This is a genomic window from Acinetobacter sp. ANC 3781 (genome assembly GCF_004331285.1).
In the GTDB taxonomy this organism is placed as follows: Bacteria; Pseudomonadota; Gammaproteobacteria; order Pseudomonadales; family Moraxellaceae; genus Acinetobacter.
The window spans coordinates 1-20,339 of record NZ_SJOH01000016.1; the positions used below are offsets into that span (position 1 = coordinate 1).

The 20,339-nt window shown below is 39.3% G+C and carries 16 protein-coding genes and 1 pseudogene; 13 read left to right on the forward strand and 4 right to left on the reverse strand.

Annotation, left to right across the window (positions count from 1 at the left end):
- The 4 genes from E0H89_RS12025 to E0H89_RS12040 form a co-directional block, all read left to right on the forward strand.
- Positions 1–461, forward strand: a 461-nt coding sequence (locus tag E0H89_RS12025; protein ID WP_502698406.1) for a thiolase family protein, incomplete at its 5' end; no start/stop codon positions are given.
- Positions 462–526: 65 nt separating this feature from the next.
- Positions 527–1,303, forward strand: coding sequence for a 3-oxoadipate enol-lactonase (pcaD, locus tag E0H89_RS12030; protein WP_131217421.1), 777 nt, complete (start codon positions 527–529; stop codon positions 1,301–1,303).
- 152 nt (positions 1,304–1,455) lie between these two features.
- A complete protein-coding gene (locus E0H89_RS12035) occupies positions 1,456–2,172 on the forward strand; it encodes an SIR2 family NAD-dependent protein deacylase (RefSeq protein ID WP_131217423.1) in 717 nt (238 codons plus the stop codon).
- A gap of 84 nt (positions 2,173–2,256) precedes the next feature.
- Entirely contained in the window at positions 2,257–2,994 is a 738-nt protein-coding gene (locus tag E0H89_RS12040) for an HAD family hydrolase (protein ID WP_131217599.1), read from the forward strand.
- A gap of 707 nt (positions 2,995–3,701) precedes the next feature.
- On the opposite strand, the gene E0H89_RS12045 is transcribed toward E0H89_RS12040, so the two are convergent.
- Positions 3,702–4,871, reverse strand: a complete 1,170-nt coding sequence (locus tag E0H89_RS12045; RefSeq protein WP_131217425.1) for a thiolase family protein — start codon at positions 4,869–4,871, stop codon at positions 3,702–3,704.
- A gap of 95 nt (positions 4,872–4,966) precedes the next feature.
- Positions 4,967–5,740 (reverse strand): annotated as a pseudogene (locus E0H89_RS12050) (acyl-CoA dehydrogenase C-terminal domain-containing protein); the annotation flags it as partial.
- 407 nt (positions 5,741–6,147) lie between these two features.
- Between E0H89_RS12050 and E0H89_RS12055 the strand changes: the two are divergent.
- On the forward strand, positions 6,148–6,756 hold the full coding sequence (locus E0H89_RS12055) for a TetR/AcrR family transcriptional regulator (protein WP_131217426.1): 609 nt from the start codon (positions 6,148–6,150) through the stop codon (positions 6,754–6,756).
- A 22-nt stretch (positions 6,757–6,778) separates the two neighbouring features.
- On the opposite strand, the gene E0H89_RS12060 is transcribed toward E0H89_RS12055, so the two are convergent.
- A complete protein-coding gene (locus E0H89_RS12060; RefSeq protein ID WP_131217428.1) occupies positions 6,779–7,720 on the reverse strand; it encodes a LysR family transcriptional regulator in 942 nt (313 codons plus the stop codon).
- Between the two features lie 296 nt (positions 7,721–8,016).
- On the opposite strand from E0H89_RS12060, the gene E0H89_RS12065 reads away from it, so the two are divergent.
- Together E0H89_RS12065 and E0H89_RS12070 are read left to right on the forward strand one after the other, a co-directional pair.
- Positions 8,017–9,624 carry a GMC family oxidoreductase gene (locus E0H89_RS12065; protein WP_131217430.1) on the forward strand — a complete coding sequence of 536 codons (1,608 nt, stop codon included), beginning with the start codon at positions 8,017–8,019 and terminating at the stop codon, positions 9,622–9,624.
- Positions 9,625–9,791: 167 nt separating this feature from the next.
- On the forward strand, positions 9,792–11,222 hold the full coding sequence (locus tag E0H89_RS12070) for a coniferyl aldehyde dehydrogenase (RefSeq protein WP_131217432.1): 1,431 nt from the start codon (positions 9,792–9,794) through the stop codon (positions 11,220–11,222).
- A gap of 80 nt (positions 11,223–11,302) precedes the next feature.
- On the opposite strand, the gene cysK is transcribed toward E0H89_RS12070, so the two are convergent.
- Complete coding sequence (gene cysK, locus E0H89_RS12075) at positions 11,303–12,301, reverse strand: cysteine synthase A (RefSeq protein ID WP_131217434.1); 999 nt, start codon at positions 12,299–12,301, stop codon at positions 11,303–11,305.
- Positions 12,302–12,567: 266 nt separating this feature from the next.
- Here cysK and plsB point away from each other — a divergent pair, with 266 nt between their 5' ends.
- From plsB to E0H89_RS12105, 6 genes are all read left to right on the forward strand, one after another.
- The gene (plsB, locus tag E0H89_RS12080; RefSeq protein ID WP_131217436.1) at positions 12,568–15,069 is read left to right on the forward strand and encodes a glycerol-3-phosphate 1-O-acyltransferase PlsB; all 2,502 of its coding nucleotides are present in this window, start codon (positions 12,568–12,570) and stop codon (positions 15,067–15,069) included.
- Positions 15,070–15,256: 187 nt separating this feature from the next.
- Complete coding sequence (locus tag E0H89_RS12085) at positions 15,257–15,574, forward strand: ArsR/SmtB family transcription factor (protein WP_131217438.1); 318 nt, start codon at positions 15,257–15,259, stop codon at positions 15,572–15,574.
- A 101-nt stretch (positions 15,575–15,675) separates the two neighbouring features.
- Entirely contained in the window at positions 15,676–17,409 is a 1,734-nt protein-coding gene (locus tag E0H89_RS12090; RefSeq protein ID WP_131217440.1) for a SulP family inorganic anion transporter, read from the forward strand.
- A 313-nt stretch (positions 17,410–17,722) separates the two neighbouring features.
- The gene (sstT, locus tag E0H89_RS12095; RefSeq protein WP_131217442.1) at positions 17,723–18,916 is read left to right on the forward strand and encodes a serine/threonine transporter SstT; all 1,194 of its coding nucleotides are present in this window, start codon (positions 17,723–17,725) and stop codon (positions 18,914–18,916) included.
- A 33-nt stretch (positions 18,917–18,949) separates the two neighbouring features.
- A complete protein-coding gene (locus tag E0H89_RS12100; protein WP_131217444.1) occupies positions 18,950–19,624 on the forward strand; it encodes a YoaK family protein in 675 nt (224 codons plus the stop codon).
- 14 nt (positions 19,625–19,638) lie between these two features.
- Complete coding sequence (locus tag E0H89_RS12105) at positions 19,639–20,175, forward strand: DUF2058 domain-containing protein (protein ID WP_131217446.1); 537 nt, start codon at positions 19,639–19,641, stop codon at positions 20,173–20,175.
- Positions 20,176–20,339: the final 164 nt, after the last annotated feature.

Genomic DNA, 20,339 nt, shown 5'->3' on the forward strand with positions numbered 1-20,339 from the left:
CGGCGGGTAATGCTTCCGGGATTAACGATGGTGCAGCAGCCCTGCTGATTGCTTCGGATGAGGCGGTAGAAAAATATGGCTTAACACCGCGTGCCAAGATTATTGGCGCCACCGTGGTTGGTGTGGAACCCCGCATCATGGGCTTTGGCCCTGCACCTGCGATTAAAAAGCTGCTCAAGCAAACCGGTTTAACGCTGGAGCAGATGGATGTGATTGAACTGAACGAAGCCTTTGCCGCACAAGCCTTGGCGGTGACGCGTGACTTAGGTATTGAAGATGGCTCAACCAAAGTCAATCCGAATGGTGGCGCGATCGCATTGGGTCATCCGCTTGGCGCATCCGGTGCTCGTCTGGTGACGACTGCGCTGAACCAGCTGGAACAGACGGGTGGCCACTACGCGCTGTGTTCAATGTGTATTGGTGTCGGTCAAGGTATCGCTTTAATTATCGAACGTGTTTAATTATTAAATGCTCTTTCCTCCCTCCTTTTGTAAAGGAGGGATCGAGGGAGAATTAGGAAATAAAAATGCCAACTTTTAACTCTAATGGTGCTCAAATCAATTACCAAACCTTTGGTAATGTCAATAAACCGGCGATTATCTTTTCAAATTCGCTCGGAACGAATTATGGAATGTGGCAACCTCAGATTAGTCATTTTCAAAATGATTTCTTTGTGATTTGTTATGACACACGTGGTCATGGCGCATCTTCAGCGCCTCAAGGTCCATATACGCTTGAGCAATTAGGTCAAGATGTCGTGAATCTGCTTGACCATCTTAATATTGAAAAAGCTGTTTTTTGCGGTATTTCGATGGGTGGCTTAACTGGTCAATGGCTTGCTGTTTACAAAGCCAAGCGTTTTAACAAAGTTATTGTATGTAATACTGCAGCGAAAATTGGTCAGCAAGAAGCGTGGAATGAGCGTGCAGCACTGGTACGTGAACAAGGTTTACAACCGATCGCTTCAACTGCAGCCGGGCGCTGGTTTACAGATAAGTTTATTCAAAGCAATGCAGCAGAAGTTGAAAAGTTGCAAAATAGCCTGGCAGCTGGCAGCGCTGAAGGTTATGCAAGTTGTTGTGAAGCTTTAGCAAAAGCAGATTTACGCGAACAACTCAAAGACATTGCTGTGCCAGTATTGGTCGTAGCAGGTCAGCAAGATCCCGTGACCACAGTAGCTGATGGTCAATTTATGGTTAACCAGATTAAAAATAGTGCTTTATTTGAAATTAATGCCTCGCACATTTCAAATATTGAATGTCCAGATGAGTTCAATCAGGCGGTTCAAGAGTTTATTGCTTGATAGAAAAATAACACAATTAGCCCTCACAACTTTGTGGGGGCTTTTGTTTTTATAGCTGCTTAAAAGTAAAATTAAAGTGTTATGTAAAACTTATAAAAAGCTGAATAATTTATGATAAGTTTATCTAAATTAAAGACAGCGAACCGATAGAAATGCCAAAAATCGTGATTTTTTCCGATGCAGGAATGAGTGCAGAAAGTGGAATTAATACCTTTCGTGATCATGATGGACTTTGGGAAAATCACAAGATTGAAGATGTAGCGACACCGCAGGCATGGCAAAGAAATCCAGAATTGGTGCAGCGCTTTTATAATGCACGGCGCAAAAGTGTTTTGGAAGCACAGCCAAATTTAGCACATCAACTCATTGCCAAAATCCAGGACTTTGCAGAATGTGATGTCATTACCCAAAATATAGATGATTTACATGAACGCGCTGGCAGCCGGCATGTTTTACATTTACATGGCAATATTCGCTTAGCCAAAAGCTCTGCACCGGGGGCACAATATTCTGAGACCTTCTACCCTGTTCAAGGCTGGGAATTAAATCTGCAACGCGATAAATGTCCGCTGGGCTATCCGCTACGTCCGCATGTGGTCTGGTTTGGCGAAGCCGTCCCCGCTTATAAACACGCCATTCAACTGGTTCAAGATGCCGATATTTTTATCGTCATTGGATCCAGTTTGGTGGTTTGCCCAGTTGCCGGACTGATTCATGAAATACCTGCAACATGTGAAGCCTATTATATTGATCCTAAAGCTGATCATCTTCGTGTACCCAAGCAATATCATTTAATTCCCCAAACCGCGACTCAAGGTATGCAGATGCTATTTACCCAACTTAAAGAACGATTTCCAAACAAAACTTAAAACAAGAAATATTTTCTATTAATCTTACTGTGCATATTCAGACGAGATATAATTCAGCTCATTCAAACAAAATGTCAGATGAAAATGTTTCAGGGGAAAAAGTTAATTTGTTTTGATTTAGATGGCACCCTGATTGATTCCGTGGGAATCTGGAATCAAGTCGATGCAACCCTGATTCAGCAATTATCGAAGATTGAAGTGGATCTGAATACCATTCAGCAGCAGCGGGATATCCAGCTGAAAAACTTCAGACAATCTCCTGATCCATATTTGGAATATTGTGGCTATCTCAACGAATTTTATGCTTTTAAATTAACTAAAGCAGAAGTTAAGTCACGACGTTATAGTATTTCACGTTATTTTCTTGATCATATTGTTCAACTCAAACCTCAAGCCCACCTATTGATTGATGCGCTCAAACAACAAGGGATAAAATTAGCACTGACTACAACCACCAGTTTGTACAATATTCAGCGTTATCAAGACAACAATACCCTTATCAATAGTAAAATTGATTTCAAGAACGATTTTTCACTCATCTTAACCCGAGAAAATGTCGAAAATATCAAGCCACATCCTGAAGTCTATCTAACCGCACTTCAGCATTTTCGCTTTAAGGCGGAAGAATGTTTAATTATTGAAGACTCACTCATTGGTGTCGAGGCAGCGAAACAAGCCGGTATTGACGTTATTGCCATTTATGACCAATATTCGGCACATGAGTTAGAGGCAATTAAAGCTCAGGCAAATTATTTTGTGCAGGATTATGCCGAGTTATTAAATTCTATTCACGGGATAGAAAAGAAAAGATGTCGTGGCTGAACTAAAATACGGCATCGGCTATAGTCATTCAACTATTTCACTTTTTATAAATTGATTTTGAATCCACCAAATCTTCGGTTCTTCCGGTAGCTTTATCTTTTAACATATGGTTAATGAAATAATTGTCACCATTTTTGTTAATCATGAGTCAACTTTTAAGTTTTGAATTTTCTAAAGCATTTTCCAAGTACCCTAGATAACCTAGTGTTTTGGATCAATCTCAATAATGGCCTGCTCCTCCATTTTAATAAAGTTAACCAAGTTACTGTATGAACCAGAGTGGGAATAACTATCTTTAGTGAGGGAGAATGCTGCGATAACCGCCATATTAGTAAGCAGTAAATTATGATGACGCAGATTATTTTCCATTTCAGACAGGTGCTAACGATAGATTACTTCATCAGCGTTAGTCACTTTACGCCAGCCTGGATCGGCCTGATAGGGAGACAACGACGTAAATGGCATGCGCTTCATTTAAGCGACCAGCAGTTTTATTACTTAGACTTGCACTGATTGTCAGGGTAATTTTTAAAGGATGTTACTGAGCAGAATAGACCAAAGCCAAAGGAACAGTGTCGGCTTCATCTGTACCAGCAAACCCCATTGGACCTACTACAGCACTGTCTTAATCAATTCCTTTTACCATCATCCTAGCGTACTAGAATCATGGCATTTGTTGGGCTTACTGCTGGATTCATTGTGCCAGTTTAAATTAATTCAACCGCAATAGCAGTCGCTTCACCACCACCAATACATAATGCAGCAATACCTTTTTTGCCGCCAGTACGTTGCAATGCATGAATCAAGGTCACAATAATACGTGAACCTGATGAACCGAGTGGATGACCGAGGGCACATGCACCACCGTTCACATTGACCTTAGCTTCATCTAAATTAAAAGCATCCATAGCCGCCATGGTTACCATCGCAAAGGCTTCATTAATTTCCCAAAGATCAACTTCAGCAGCAGTCCAGCCGGTTTTCTTTAGAACTTTCTCAATTGCACCCACCGGAGCAATACTAAATTCAGAAGGATGCTGTGAATGGCTGGCATAAGCTAAAACTTTAGCAACAGCTTCAAGTCCACGTTCAGCTGCAATTTCTTCTGAAGTAATTACCAGTGCAGAAGCCCCATCGCTGATTGAACTGGCATTTGCAGCGGTAATAGTGCCATCTTTTTTAAACGCAGGACGTAAAGTCGGAATTTTATCGGCTTTGGCATTCAGGGGTTGCTCATCTTGCTCAACCACCACATCGCCTTTACGGCTAGAGACGGTTACAGGTGCAATTTCAGCCTTAAAATAGTCGTTCTGGATTGCAGTAACGGCTTTATTTAGAGAGCTGATTGCAAAAGCATCTTGTTGCTCACGGGTATAGCCTTTTTTATCTGCCATTTCTTGTGCAAGTATGCCCATCGAAAGACCGGTTTCCGCATCTTCCAGACCTTCCTGGAACATATGGTCTGTGGTTTTACCATGCCCCATACGGTAACCGGCACGGGCTTTTTCAAGTAAATATGGCGCATTACTCATCGATTCCATACCCCCTGCAACCACGATTTGTGCAGAACCGGCTTTAACTGCATCGGCCGCTTGCATAACCGCTTTCATACCCGAACCACAAATTTTATTGATGGTGGTTGCACCGGTCGAATCAGGCAAGCCTGCCTGGCGCATGGCCTGACGTGCTGGCCCTTGCTTTAAACCTGCAGGCAACACGCAACCAAAAATCACTTCATCAATATCTGTAGGCTGTAAGCCTGAACGTGTGACTACTTCTTTAATAGCCACTGCACCTAAATCTGGTGCTGTACATGCTGAAAGCGAGCCTTGAAAACCACCCATCGCTGTACGTACAGCATTCACAATAACAATCATTCTTTTCCATCCTCATTTATAGATCTTATCCACTGACATGAACAGAATACTCTACCCATGTCATTTCCTTTTGAAGTAAAGCATTGGTCTTAGACTTAAGATTGAGCAGTAAAGTAGTCTTCAGGTAACTGCATCATCAAGTTTGAACCGGCTTTAATTTGGGCAATATATGCAGTTAAGCCAGATAATATTTTTTCTGCAAAATACTGCGCCAAAATAAGTTTGTTTTGACAGAGTGCTTCTGTTTTAGCTTGAGCTGCTTGCGAGATTCTTGCAAACATATAACTAAAGCTCAGTAAGCCCAATGTATACAAGTAATCTACCGCAACCCCATTAGCAAAATCAGCTGGCCTTTCGCCTGTTGCAAAATAAACCGGGTAATCGCTTCCACTTCATTACATGCTTTTAAAGTCGCGGCTTTAATCGCAAGTGAATTATCTAATGTAGCAAAAAATTCACGAATTTCAGTGATATATTTCGTCATATTAGTACCATTCTTGCGAATGGTTTTACGGCCGATTAAATCCTGAGCTTGTACACCATTGGTGCCTTCATAAATTTGCGAGATCTGCAGGTCACGCACGCATTGTTGCATGCCCCATTCCCGGATATATCCATGATCACCAAACACCATTTGGGCATCAAGCACAGTATTCAATGCCGTATCGGTTAAATAGGCTTTGGTAATTAGGGTTAACAACGCTACACGATCCTTACTTTTTCACCGCTTCTGCATCGCTAGGGCATTTAGTGATATCCAGTTGCTGCCCCACATACATCGCAAATGCATGTGATGTTTCATTGTTGGCACGACCATTAAGGAGCGTACGGCGTACATCACCATGAACCAAAATTGAATCGGCTGGCTTCTAATGCTAGCTGAACAAAACCTCTTTTCTGTCATTTAAATTGACTTTGACTTAAGAAATTCATTCTAAAACCTCATCTTTAAATGTACGGTTAAAATACCGTTTGATCAGAATATTATTTCTTTGCGTTTAATCTGTGATTCCACTTTTTAGGGCTAAATAACAATAAAATAATTATTATCCAATTGGAATTTTATTGGCGATTATTGACCTCTCAGGTTCTCATTTATTGACTTTTAATTTTTGCTATGCACTTGAGCGCTATGAAATTCAAAATGGGGGTCAAATATAAATATCGAATTTTAAATATTAATTTTTACCAATTTCTAACCATAGTGGCATGGTCATAATAATTTTATTAGTATATGTTGAAGACGCTTTTTTAATGTTTGCTTGGAACAATTGCAATGAATACAGTACGCCAACAAAATTTTCTATTACGAAAAGAGAAAATTTTAGCCATGGCAGAAACGCTTTTGCTGGATAACAATCAAGATATTACGCTTGGAGAATTAGCCTCTGAACTGGATATTGCCAAAGGCACCATTTATAAACATTTTAAAAGCAAAAATCAGCTGTATTTAGAACTGATTATTTTGAATGAAAAAAGATTATTAGAAATTTCAAAAAAATATAAAAACAATATTAAAACCTATGTTTCACAGTACATGCTTTACAACATGTTAAATTCTAACCGGACTATTTTATTACACGTGATTGAAGACCGACTAACCAACAATGAAAGAAAATTAAAAGAATTATTTGAAGAATTATATCAGGTGCGTGAAGAACGGATTATTGAAATCAAAGACATGACCGATGAATATTTAACATCCTTAGATAGCGCCATGTCAATTCGCGATTATTTATCTTATATCTGGACCGTGACCTATGGTGCATCTTTACTCCTCAATTCAACCCATTATCAAAAATCCATTGGTTCTCGTGAACGTTTAATCAAGCTGTATATCAATCAGGCACTCATGACCCCGGATAAAATTTCTTCCGTAGATTAGTAAATCGATATGATTTAAATCATTATTCTTGTTGCTGAATCATTCCAGGCATCGAACCATCCAGTTCATTCATTTGGCTGAATAATTCATAACACATCTGACGCAGCCATTGATGACTGGTTTTGTGATGACAAGACATATGCCAATATTGTTTTACGGCATAGCTTGGAAAGGTAATCGGCGCTTCTAAAATTTGTAAATTGCCGCGCGACAATAACACTTTACTTAAATAATAAGGCACGGTTGCTATGGCATCGGTTTCCTGTACCACTAGCCCCACACCTAAATAGCTTGGTAAACGCATTAAAATATTACGTTTTAATTCTAAATTAAGTAACTCATTTTCAATATGGTAATGCCCCATTCCAGCATCAATATCGATATGGGGTTCACTGATATATTGTTCAGTAGTTAAACTGTTTCCACTCAGCCTTGGATGATCTTTAGAAGCAATCACCACATAATATTGTTCAAATAATTTTTGTTGATAAAAACCATTTTCCAAATTGGGTAAAAAACCAATGGCTAAATCAATTTCCCCATTGGCCATCTGATAACTAGTTTCTGAAGTAATCGCGCGTACATTCAAGCGAATATGCGAAGCATGTTGTTTTAAATACTGTGAAATTTTAGGTAATAACACCAAATGTGAAACATCGGTCATGGCAATGGTAAATTTCTGCTGCGAAACCGATTGATCAAAATCAATGGTGAAATTATTGATGATCTCGACCTTACTTAGTGCTTCACTGACCAAGGGAAAAAGCTGTTTAGATAACTCGGTAGGAATCATCTCATTGCCAATTCTTAAAAAAAGCGGATCATTATAATGCTGTCTAATTTTATTCAGAATATTACTGACCGTCGGTTGACTCATCGACAGATTTTCTGCTGCAACCGAAACACTTTTATATTTATAAATATAAAGAAAAACACTGAGTAATTTACAGTCAAGCTCAAACACTAATTAAAATCCTACTTGTTTTAATCCATAACAGATATACATCATCTGCTTTTTTAGTCTTATTTCCAATGCTCATTTATACCGAATATCGTATGAAACTGTAATTAGAACGGCAGTTAATTATATAAGTACAGGTAAGAATAAACCATTTTTTATTTTTTTGAATCAAGCGCTAAACTGTATATCTTTTCGCCTAAAGCTTCAGTAAGATCGAATTAAATGGGTGATAAAACAATAGAAATGTCACTTAAAACAAAAATGATATTCAAGAATAAATAACAGGAACAAGATCCTCTATGGAAAACCAGATGTTTGACTATATTGTCATTGGTGGTGGCAGTGCCGGCTGTGTTTTGGCTGGACGTTTATCAGAAAATCCAGAAATTTCAGTGTGTTTATTAGAAGCTGGCAGTCATGGCAATACATGGACGGTAAATACCCCCGCCGCAGCCGTGATCAGCATACCCAGCAAAATCAACAATTGGGCCTTTGAAACTGTGTCACAGAAAGGTCTAAATGGCCGTAAAGGCTATCAACCGCGTGGTAAATGTTTAGGCGGATCATCTGCCATTAATGCGATGATTTATGTGCGTGGCCATCAAAAAGATTATGACCGGTGGGCGGAACTGGGTAATCACGGTTGGAGTTATCAGGAGGTTCAGCCGTACTTCATTCGTTCGGAAAACAATCACGATATTCAAAATGAATATCATGGCAATGCCGGACCTTTATCAGTATCGAATTTGCGCACCGATAGTCCATGGCATGAACGTTATATCACTGCTGCGAAAGAACAAGGTTATAAAATTCTGAATGACTTTAACGGGGCCGAACAAGAAGGTTTAGGTGTTTATCAAGTCACCCATATTAATGGCGAGCGCTGTAGTGCGGCGCGTGCCTATTTATTTCCGCATCTGGAACGTCCCAACCTGACCATTTATACCCATGCCTCTACCCAGCGCATTTTAATTGAAAATCAGGTTGCAGTGGGGGTCGAGGTTAAACATGGAGGACAACTTAAACAGCTGCGTGCCCATAAAGAAGTGCTGTTAAGCGCAGGTGCGATGCATTCGCCGCAAATTTTAATGCTATCCGGTATTGGAGATGAACAGAAACTGGGCGAGCATAATATTGCCGTGACCAAACACCTGCCCGGTGTCGGTAAAAATTTCCACGATCATCCTGATTTTATTTTTAGTTATACCGTTAGTGATATTGCGGGTACTTTTGGCGTTTCGCTGGCCGGTACGATTGACTTGATGAAGCAAATTTCACGCTATCGTAAAGAGCGCCGTGGCATGCTCAGTACCAATTTTGCCGAGTGTGGCGGCTTTTTAAAAAGTACAGTAGATAAGGACATTCCAAATTTACAGCTGCATTTTGTTGTGGCCTTGGTCGATAACCACGCTCGTACTTTTCATGCCAGTCACGGTATTTCCTGTCATGTCTGCCTGCTGAATCCTAAAAGTCGCGGCAGTATTCAAATCAGTGGCCCAAGCATTGAAGATCCCCTCCTAATTGACCCGAATTTTTTTGATCATGAAGATGATATTGAAGATATGGTCAATGCCTATAAATTAACGCAACAACTGATGCATTCACCTGCCTTAAAAGCATTGCATAGAAAAGATCTGTTTTGTGCTTCGGTCAAAACCGATGACGAAATCCGGCATATTTTACGTGAACGTGCAGATACGGTGTATCACCCTGTCGGCAGCTGTAAAATGGGGGTTGATGATATGGCCGTGGTTGATCCGCAGCTTTGTGTCTATGGGATTGAAAATCTACGCGTGGTCGATGCCTCGATTATGCCCAATGTGGTCAATGGCAATACCAACGCGCCAACCATCATGATTGCTGAAAAAGCGGTGGATATGATACGCGCCAAACAGTTACATGCTTAACTCCAAAGAGAAGCGCATCATGCTCAGTCCACTCAAAATGACTTGAGGATAGATTTGAACCTGTTATGTAATATTTTAAAAGATTTAAAAGTATAACAAAGTGAGAATAACGGAATGATATTGAAAAATTCAAGTTACTCTCTCGCTACTGACAAAGGATATGTAAGATGTTGAATCATAAAATGGATCAAAGTGCAGATCAAAGTATCTGGATTGAGTTACAAGCATTATTCGAGAAGCAAAAACAGGCATTTACTGAAAACAGTTACCCGAGTTTAGAGCAGCGCAGGCAGCAGCTTAAAAATTTGCAGCAATTGATTCTGCAAAATAAAACCCAGATCAATGAGGCAATTAGTCAGGACTTTTCTAACCGAAGTCATTCGGAAACTGAAATGTTCGAGGTCATGACCAGTGTATTCGGCATTAAATATGCCTTAAAAAATTTGAAAAAATGGATGCGTCCAAGCAAACGTCATATTGGTATTCTTTTCCAACCTGCGACAGGTTATGTCTTGTATCAACCGGTTGGTGTGGTGGGGATAGTTGTCCCTTGGAATTACCCGCTATTTTTAGCCATCGGCCCACTTTGCCAAGCCCTTGCGGCGGGTAATCGGGTGATGTTGAAAATGAGTGAATATACCCCTGAATTTTCTGCCTTATTCAAGCAACTGATTGCTCAAGCCTTTCCTGAAGATTTGGTGTGTGTGGTCAATGGTGATGCAGAAGTTGCGCAGCAATTTACCCAATTGCCTTTTAATCACATCTTGTTTACCGGTGCCAGTGAAGTCGGTAAACACGTCATGCGTGCAGCAGCCTGCAACCTTACGCCTGTGACTTTGGAACTTGGAGGAAAGTCTCCAGCGTTGGTCTTGGCCGATGCCAATATTCGTGAAAGTGCACGGCGAATTGCTTTTGGAAAAGCCATGAATGCTGGACAAACCTGTGTGGCGCCCGATTATGTGCTGATTCCTGCGCACTTAGAGGCCCAATTTATTGAAGATTACTCGACAGCCATTCAGGAGTTTTTCCCGACACTAGACAATAATCCGGATTACACTGCCATTATTAATGAGCGGCAGCTCAACCGCCTAAATCGCTATATTGAGGATGCAACTGCAAAAAATGCGACTGTGAATGTCATTACTGACACATCTTCAGGTCGACGTTTAGCACATTATGTTTTAAGCAATGTCACAGATGATATGCAGGTGATGCAAAATGAAATTTTTGGTCCCTTATTGCCGATTGTGACTTATCAACAGCTCGATGAAGCGATTGACTACATTAATCAAAGACCGCGACCTTTGGCTTTATATTATTTTGGTTATAACAAACAAGATCAGCAAAAAGTACTCATGCAAACGCATAGTGGCGGTGTTTGCCTCAATGAAACCTTGGTTCATGTCGGACAGGAAGATCTGCCTTTTGGCGGTATGGGTACATCGGGAATGGGTCATTATCATGGCTATGAAGGTTTTATCACCTTTAGTCATGCGAAAGCCGTGTTTAACCGCCCGAAATTTAGTTTGATGTATTTGTTTTATCCGCCTTATGGCACATTTATTCAAAAACTGATTTTAAAACTGTTTATCCGTTAAGATTTTGTGATTCATACGTACTTAATAAAAAAGCTGAAGATCAACTTCAGCCTTTTTATTCTCAAAAAATTCGTGACACATTAATCGGCAGAAATATCTTCAAATAAAACAGATGATAAATAACGCTCACCGGCATCCGGTAAAATCACCACAATGGTTTTGCCCGCGTTTTCAGGACGTGCTGCCAGTTGAGCAGCTGCTGCCATTGCAGCACCACTTGAAATACCCACCAGAATGCCTTCATGAGTCGCTGTTTTACGTGCCCATTCAATTGCTGTTGCACTATCAATTGCAATGACTTCATCCACTAAATCTAAATCCAGATTTTTGGGAATAAAGTTTGCCCCAATGCCTTGAATTTTATGCGGTCCAGGAGTCAAAGGCTCGCCACGTTTGGCTTGTCCAATAATTGGAGATTCAGCCGGTTCAACAGCCACTGAATATAGCGCTTGATTTTTTACCCGCTCAAAATAACGTGAAATCCCTGAAATAGTTCCGCCCGTTCCTACTCCTGAAACCAGAATATCCACCTTACCAGTTGTGGCTTCCCAAATTTCTGGACCTGTGGTTTGTTCATGAATTTTAGGGTTGGCCGGGTTTTCAAATTGCTGCGGTAAATAATACAGTTCCGGTTGTTCAGTGGCCAAACGTACGGCTTCATCCACCGCACCCTTCATGCCTTTTGCAGGTTCAGTCAGGACCAGATTTGCACCAAATGCTTTTAACACTTTGCGACGTTCAACACTCATACTTGCAGGCATGGTCAAGGTGATGTCATAACCTTTTGCCGCAGCGACAAATGCCAGTGCAATTCCGGTATTACCACTGGTCGGCTCTACAATATGCATGCCGGGTTTAAGCAAACCTTTTTCTTCAGCATCTTTAATTAAAGCGGCACCAATACGACATTTTACTGAAAATGCAGGATTACGACTTTCAATTTTAGCCAGTACCGTTGCAGGTGAAGAAATTGAACGGTTAATACGAATTAATGGGGTGTTGCCAATAGACTCAGCATTATTACTATAAACCGCAATGCCTAAATTATTTGGTGTTGGAAATGCAGAATCTGTACTCATTTTAACTCCTTGAGCGATTTTTTGATTTTAAAGCCATACATTCATCATAAGTCATTTAGACCGTGAAGATAAGTTTTTCTATTCCATTTTTTTCGTCTTAACTGTCTGTTTAAGCCTAAAAAATAAAGATTTTTTCATCATATCTCAACTTGGTTTTTCTTAAGTCATTACAACTTAAATGACTTATTTGTCATCAATAAGATTTGTATTTATCCTTGTTATTGCACACAATATCCAGCAAATGAAAACAGATTTTAGGGAAGCAAATGTCTAATAAGGGTTATAGCCGATTCTATCGACAATTTACGCAGAAAATCCTTGATAAAATCGTGACTCCTCAAGTCTTGGGCAATACAGAAGAATTAGAAAAAAATATAAAAAATAAACACGACAAAAAATTAATTTGTTATGTATTACAAGATGCGTCACTCAGTAATACGGTATTAATCGACACTGAAGCGAAAGCGCGCAAACTGCCTTCAGTTTTTGCGCCATTAACGATTCAGGAATTTAAAGAAGATGACTCGATCCTGGCTTTAAATGTACCGAGTTCAAAAAATGAGGCTTATCACTATTCTGCCAAACTGATTCGGCTAATTGAAGTTTTAGAAAAATATCCTGAATACGATATTGAACTGGTACCAGTGACGGTATTATGGGGACGTTCGCCTGAATATGAAGACTCCTGGTTTAAGGCTTTATTTTCTGATGCATGGTCTACCCCATCCAAATTAAAACAGGCCCTGAATATTTCATTATATAGTCGTGATAACTATATTGAATTTCATAAGCCCATTTCACTTAAATCTGCCATGCAAAAAGCCAAAATTGAGCATCCGAATTTTTCTCCCGCCCATTCAATTGTTAAACAACTCAATAGCAATTTTAATAAACATAAAGAAGCAATTTTAGGCCCCGATTTATCTGACCGTCGTAATCTCATTAATAAGTTAATGAAGACTGAAACAGTTCAAGATGCCATTCGTAAAGAAAGTATTGATCATAAAATTAGTATGTTTGAAGCGGAAAATCGTGCCAAAGGTTATTTAACCGAGGTGGTTTCTGATTTTTCATATTCAACCTTACGTTTTGCTGAACTTGCCCTGACCAAGTTATGGACACAACTTTATGATGGCATTGAAGTACATAATTTCGATACAGTACGTGAGTTAGCCAAGGATTATGAGATTGTCTATACGCCCTGCCATCGCAGTCACATCGATTACTTACTGCTCTCGTATGTGATTTTTAACCGTGGACTCATGGTTCCGCATATTGCCGCGGGGATTAATTTAAACCTGCCGATTGTCGGTCAAATCATGCGTGGCGGCGGTGCCTATTTTATTCGCCGTACCTTTAGCGGCAATGAACTTTACACCTCCGTATTTAAAGAATATTTGCATAGCCTTTTATCACGCAACACGCCTTTGGAATATTTTATTGAAGGTGGTCGTTCGCGCACAGGATTATTGTTGCCGCCTAAAAAAGGCATGCTTTCGATGACGGTCCAAAGTCATTTACGCGGCGCGACCAAGCCGATTGCTTTTATTCCGACCTATTTTGGTTATGAAAAGCTGATGGAAGGGACTTCTTATTTAAATGAACTGAATGGCAAGCCCAAGGAAGCGGAATCGATCTGGGGCATTTTAAGTTCAGCGCGTAAAATTGAAAAAGTCTTTGGACAAGTGCATGTTAATTTTGGTGAACCCATTTTTCTGGATAAAATTTTAACCGCTAATCAAGCCGATCAAATTAAATTAAATATTGATGACGAATTACCTCAACCTGTGGTTCAAACTGTCAACCAGGTCGCAAATTCTATTTTAGAAAATATTAATAAAGCAGTGGTGGTTAATCCTATTTCATTGATCTCACTAATTTTACTTAATGCTAAAAATCATGCTTTAAGGGAATATGATTTAATCTTACAAATTGATCAATATCGTCAGTTATTAAATGAGGCGAAGTACGATCAACGAATGATGATGACGGAATTATCCAGCGCTGAAATTGTTCAATATGCTCAAAAATTAAAACAAGTTGAAAATTTTAGTCAAAATAATGAAAACTGGATTCGTGTGGCGGAAAGTCAAAAAATCCTGTTAAGTTATTTTAGTAATAATATTCTGCATTGTTTTATTGTTCCTGCATTAGTCGCCATGCTGATTCAATCTTATAAAAAGATCTCACGTCATTATTTAATGGATAGTGTTAAAAATATGTATCCCTATTTTAAAGAAGAGTTTTTCTTAAAATGGAATCTAGATGAATTGGAAAATGAGATTGGATTAATTTTAAATAGTTTAGAACAGTTGGGCTGGATTATTCAACAAGAAACCACGGTATCGATTGCGTTAGATGAACAGATGCAAAATAAGCTGTTATCACTTGCGCATCTATCTAGCTCTAGCTTGAATAACATGATCATAATTTCAGGTTTACTTAAGCAGTATGCTCCATCTCAAGCGCTTACGATGAAGGAGTTAGAGAAAATGGGCAAAACGGTATTGCAAAAACTTTTCCAGGCTCAAAAAATTCCGTCTGGTTATTATTTTGACAGTGCGACCTTAAAAAGTTTTATTTCCATACTTAAACAAAACAGTTTATTAAGTATTCAAGATACTCATTTTGTTCTCAGTGATCATTTTGAAGAAAAAATGTCGGCTATTTTCAATTGGTATGATCCTGATAATCGTCAAGCCATAATTGAAACACTTCATTTTAATGAAAAGGAATTAAAAGAATTTAAACAAACCAGTAAAAAATAAATTATTCACATCTAGCAATAAAACAAGGCATTTAACTGAAATTAAATGCCTTGTTTTATTGATATAAGAATATTTGATATTTAAGTTCATTAAAAACCATTGAAAATAGTGCTTTTTTCTCATGTATTCAACTATACAGGCATTATACTGCGTATATTACTGATGAGTAGTATGGAAATGCTGTTATATGAACACCGAGCTTGAAATTGCTTCTATGCATGATTCTATCGATATCGTTGTCACGATATTAAAATCACTCGCCAATACAGATCGCCTACTTATTTTATGCCATCTTGCCAAACAGGAACTTAATGTTTCGCAAATTGAAGAATTGACCCAAATTAATCAACCGACCTTATCTCAACAGCTGATGATGTTACGCAAAAGCGATGTCGTTTCCACCCGTCGTGATGGCAAACAGATTTTTTATTCGATTAAAGATGAAAAACTTGTTCAATTGTTAAATACTTTATACCAACTTTATTGCCCTAAGAATCTAATTTAGTTTTATTAATATCAGTAGATTAAATAGATAAAATGATCAGATTAAGACTTCTTAGCATTTTTTATGCATAATATATCTAAAATAGTGATTTAGCTTTAGATATGTCAGATTTAAATTCTCGCTTAACAAGATTATTGCCCGCTTGGCAATGGCTGCGCAAATATGACCAAGCCAAATTTAAATCAGATCTTCTTTCTGCGCTGATTGTGATTGCAATGCTGGTTCCGCAAGGCATGGCCTATGCCATGCTTGCAGGTTTACCGCCTATAATGGGCTTGTATGCCAGCATTCTGCCTATGATTATCTATGCGATGATTGGTGGTAGTCCTACGCTATCCATTGGTCCGGTCGCTATTATTTCCATGATGACCTTTGCCACTTTAAATCCATTATTTGAAGTCGGTTCTCCAGTTTATATACAAGCCGCCTGTTTACTTGCAGTGATGGTCGGAATCATCTCCTTACTGCTCGGGATTTTTAGATTTGGATTTCTGATTCAACTGATTAGCCATCCCGTAATTCAAAGTTTTATTATCGCTTCTGCATTACTGATTGCTTTAGGTCAATTCAAATTTCTGGTTGATATTCCTTTAAAAGCCAATAATATTCCTGAATTTTTGCTCAGCTTTTGGCAATACATTGGGTATAGCAATATTCAAACCTTCATTTTTGGCATGTTTGCCCTACTCTTTCTGATTTATCTACCTAAAGTTTTAAATTCCAATGCCATTAAAAGTCGTATTGGGTCGACAGCTTTTATCTCTAAAGCATTACCGCTGGTACTCGTCGTTGCTTCAATTGCTGCGGTTTATTTTCTAAATTTGCAAGAAATCGGCATTAAAACTGTTGGAGAAATCCCGTCAGGTTTTCCGCCTCTCAGTATGCCGTATTGGAATATGGACTTGGTCATCACTCTATTGCCGGGTGCTGCAATGATCGCCATGATTAGCTTTGTCGAATCCTTATCCATCGCACAAGCGACAGCATTACAGCAGCGCAGTCATTTAAACAGCAACCAGGAACTCGTCGCCTTAGGTTTAGCCAATTTAAGTGCCGGTCTTAGTTCTGCCTTTCCGGTCACCGGCAGTTTATCTCGAACTGTCGTGAATGCAGATTCGGGGGCTAAAACACCACTGGCAGGTGTGTTTTCATCGCTGCTAATTGTGGTGGTCAGCCTATATTTCACTGGTTTTTTCCGTGATTTGCCTCTGGTTATTTTGGCAGCCACCATTATAGTTTCTATCTGGAAGCTGGTCGATTTCAAACCTTTTATTGAAACCTGGCGTTATTCAAAAGCAGATGGTATTGCCATGTGGATTACCTTTTTTGGCGTGATCTGCATAGATATCTCTACCGGTTTAATCATTGGTATTGTCTCCACCTTTATGCTTTTATTGTGGCGAATTAGTCGTCCCCATATTGCGGTGATTGGTTTGGTTGAAGGCACGCAACATTTTAGAAATGTACAACGCCGTCAGGTGCTGACCTCTTCTAAGGTGCTTTCTATGCGTATTGATGAAAACCTGACTTTTCTAAATGCCAATACTTTAAAAGGTTTCTTGATTAATGCGGTAAGTCAGCATAGGGACTTAGAACATGTGGTGATCAACTGTTCAAGTATTAGTGCGATTGACCTGAGTGCTTTAGAAATGCTGGAGGATGTAAATGCAGAATTTAAAAAAATTAATATCAAATTACATTTTTCAGAAATTAAGGGTCCAGTAATGGATAAATTACAGCATTCAAAACTGTTAAAACATTTAAGTGGTCAAATTTATCTGTCTCATTTTCAGGCCATGCAAGAACTTTCTCCTGAAGTTTTTTTAAATTCTTAAGATGTATATGTCCCGCTATAAATCTGTCTAGTCGGTTCGCAACAATCGACTGGATTAAATCTAAACAAGGCTTGGTAATCAAGAGAAGATTTTGAGGGAATTTCGATCTAATAAGGGAGTTTTAAAGTATATCTATAACCAGAATATTTAATTTCTATGAGTTTAAAAATATTTAAAAACAAGAATATCAACTTTAAAAATAAGTAGTTAGTTTTTATATAAAAATTAATTTTTAGCAGCAACTATTTTAGGTATAAAATGGCGAGCATATTTGTAAATTTTTTAGTCCTCGTATTTGTAACAAGGCACCTCTATGTTCACTGCTTTAATGCGTTTAAGTTTAGTCTCCCGAATTATTATCGCCATTATTTTAGGTATTGGTGTTGCTGTTTTGTTCCCTAATCTGGCTCCTTATTTAAGTCTGTTGGGTGACTTGTTTATTAAAGCGCTTAAATCTGTTGCTCCTATATTGGTTTTCGTGCTGGTTTTATCCTCCATTGCTAATTTTAAAGTTGGACATGGCGCTAAAATCAAACCAATTATAGTGATGTATGCTGTGGGGATGTTCTTGGCTGCGTTAAGTGCAGTGATTGCCAGCGTTATTTTCCCAAGTACCTTGTTTCTGGATATCCCTGCAAATACGGACTTACAACCGCCCGGCAGTCTGGTTGAAATTTTAAGAAATCTGCTTTTAAGTTTTGTGGCCAACCCTGTTGTTGCGATTAGTGAAGCGAACTTTATTGGTATTTTGGCTTGGGCTGTTGCTTTGGGTGCTGCATTCCGTCATGCCAATGACAGCACAAAAGTATTGCTCACCGACGCTGCAAATGCGGTAAACACCGTGATTCGTCTGGTGATTAATTTTGCCCCAGTGGGGATTTTTGGTCTGGTGGCGGTCACAGTTGCAGAAGCCGGCTTAAGTACCTTCGAGAGCTATGCCCAATTATTGGCCGTACTGATTGGCACGATGTTCTTTGTGGCCTTGGTGATTAACCCAATTATGGTGGCATTTGTGACTCGTACAAACCCCTACCCACTGGTGTTTAAATGTCTACGTGAAAGCGGAATTACTGCCTTCTTCACCCGAAGCTCTGCAGCAAATATTCCAGTCAACCTGGATTTAGCCAAACGTTTAGGCGTGAATGAATCTACGGCAAATGTGGCCATTCCCCTTGGTGCGACCATTAACATGGCCGGTGCTTCAGTCACTATTACGGTGCTGAGCCTGGCTGCTGTGAATACTTTAGGGATTCCGGTTGATTTCACCACCATGCTGGTTTTATCGGTTCTTGCAACTGTTTCAGCATGCGGTGCGTCTGGTGTTGCCGGTGGCTCTTTACTGCTGATTCCAGTAGCGTGTGGCTTATTCGGCATTAGTTCAGATATTGCCATGCAGGTGGTTGCGATTGGCATGGTCATCAGCGTTTTGCAAGATTCGACTGAAACGGCATTAAATTCTTCTACAGATGTGCTATTTACTGCTGCTGTAGACCGCGGTTTAGATTAAGATAGTCATTATTAAGAATTTTTCTATGACGTTATGCCTCTTCAAACTTTACCGCTTTGGGTTCAACTAGGTGCTTTTTTTCTTGCAATGAATGCGGGAATGATTAACGTCCTCGGGCTGGTAACCATTTTACATCAGTCCGTTTCACATATGACCGGTAATGTCAGCATGTTGGCCATGGCTTTATTGCACTGGCAACCTGAACAGATCGTTTACTTAGGCCTGGTTGTCCTGTGTTATGTAATCGGTTCATGTTATAGCGGAATAATACTGGGAAATAGCCACTTTAGCTTAGGGCGCCGTTATGGTTTGCCTTTAAGCCTGGTGGCTTTTTTTATTTTAGTGTGCTGGTTTCTGTTGCCCTATTTCCCACGCTATGGTTTGCTTTGGGCATGTGTGGCAATGGGTGTACAAAATGCCATGTTTAGTCATTATAAAGGCACGATTATTCGAACCACCCATTTATCTGGTGTTTTGACCGATTTAGGTTTAGCGTTAGGTTATCGCTTACGTGGTTTAGATGTAGATCGCAGACGAATTATTCTCCATTTAGCCATTTTATTTGGATTTTTCATCGGTGGCTTAATTGCCAGCCTGATTTATCCTTATTTAAAATTAGATTCATTCCTTATCCCTGTGCTGTTGAGTTTGACGCTTAGCATCGTATATTGGGTTATTTATTTTCGTTATCGACGTATTCAAGAGTAGTTTCGGAATTTATTATGGTCAAAAATGCATTACAGGCTCAATTGCTAAAAGCCGGTTTAGTCGATAATAAAAAGGCTAAAAAATTGTCTAAACAGGCAGTTCATGAACAACGTACTGGACAAAGCAACGAAGCTGAATTGAAAGCGAAAATTGCGCAAGATAAGCAGGAAAAACTCGCGAAAGATCAAGCGCTGGATTTAGAGAAAAAACGCCTGTTGCAGGGTAAAGAATTAAAAGCTGCCATTATCCAAATGATCAATCAGCACAAAATTCGCGATATCGATGGTGAAGTGTCTTATCAATTTATTGACGAGAGTAAAATCAAAAAGATTTATCTCAATCAACAAATTTATAATGCGCTGGTTTCCGGTTCATTGGTGATTGCCAAAGAAAGCGAGAGTTATGCAGTTTTACCGAAAGCCTTGGCAGATCGCATTAATGACAAAATGGAAGGCTTTATTATTGTGAATAATTCTGAGAAGAATGAGCAAATTACTGATGAAGAAGATCCATATGCAGCTTATGTGATTCCTGATGATTTGATGTGGTAAGTTTAGTTTTTCAGTAATTTAAAAAGCGATGCCAATATCGGTGTTGGCATCTCCTTCAAATACATAATACGATTAAATCAAATTTCAAAAATACTCATAGCCTGAGCTTAACTTTACTTGGTCGTTAATTCAGTTTGAATTCATGTAGCAAAAACGTTACCGCC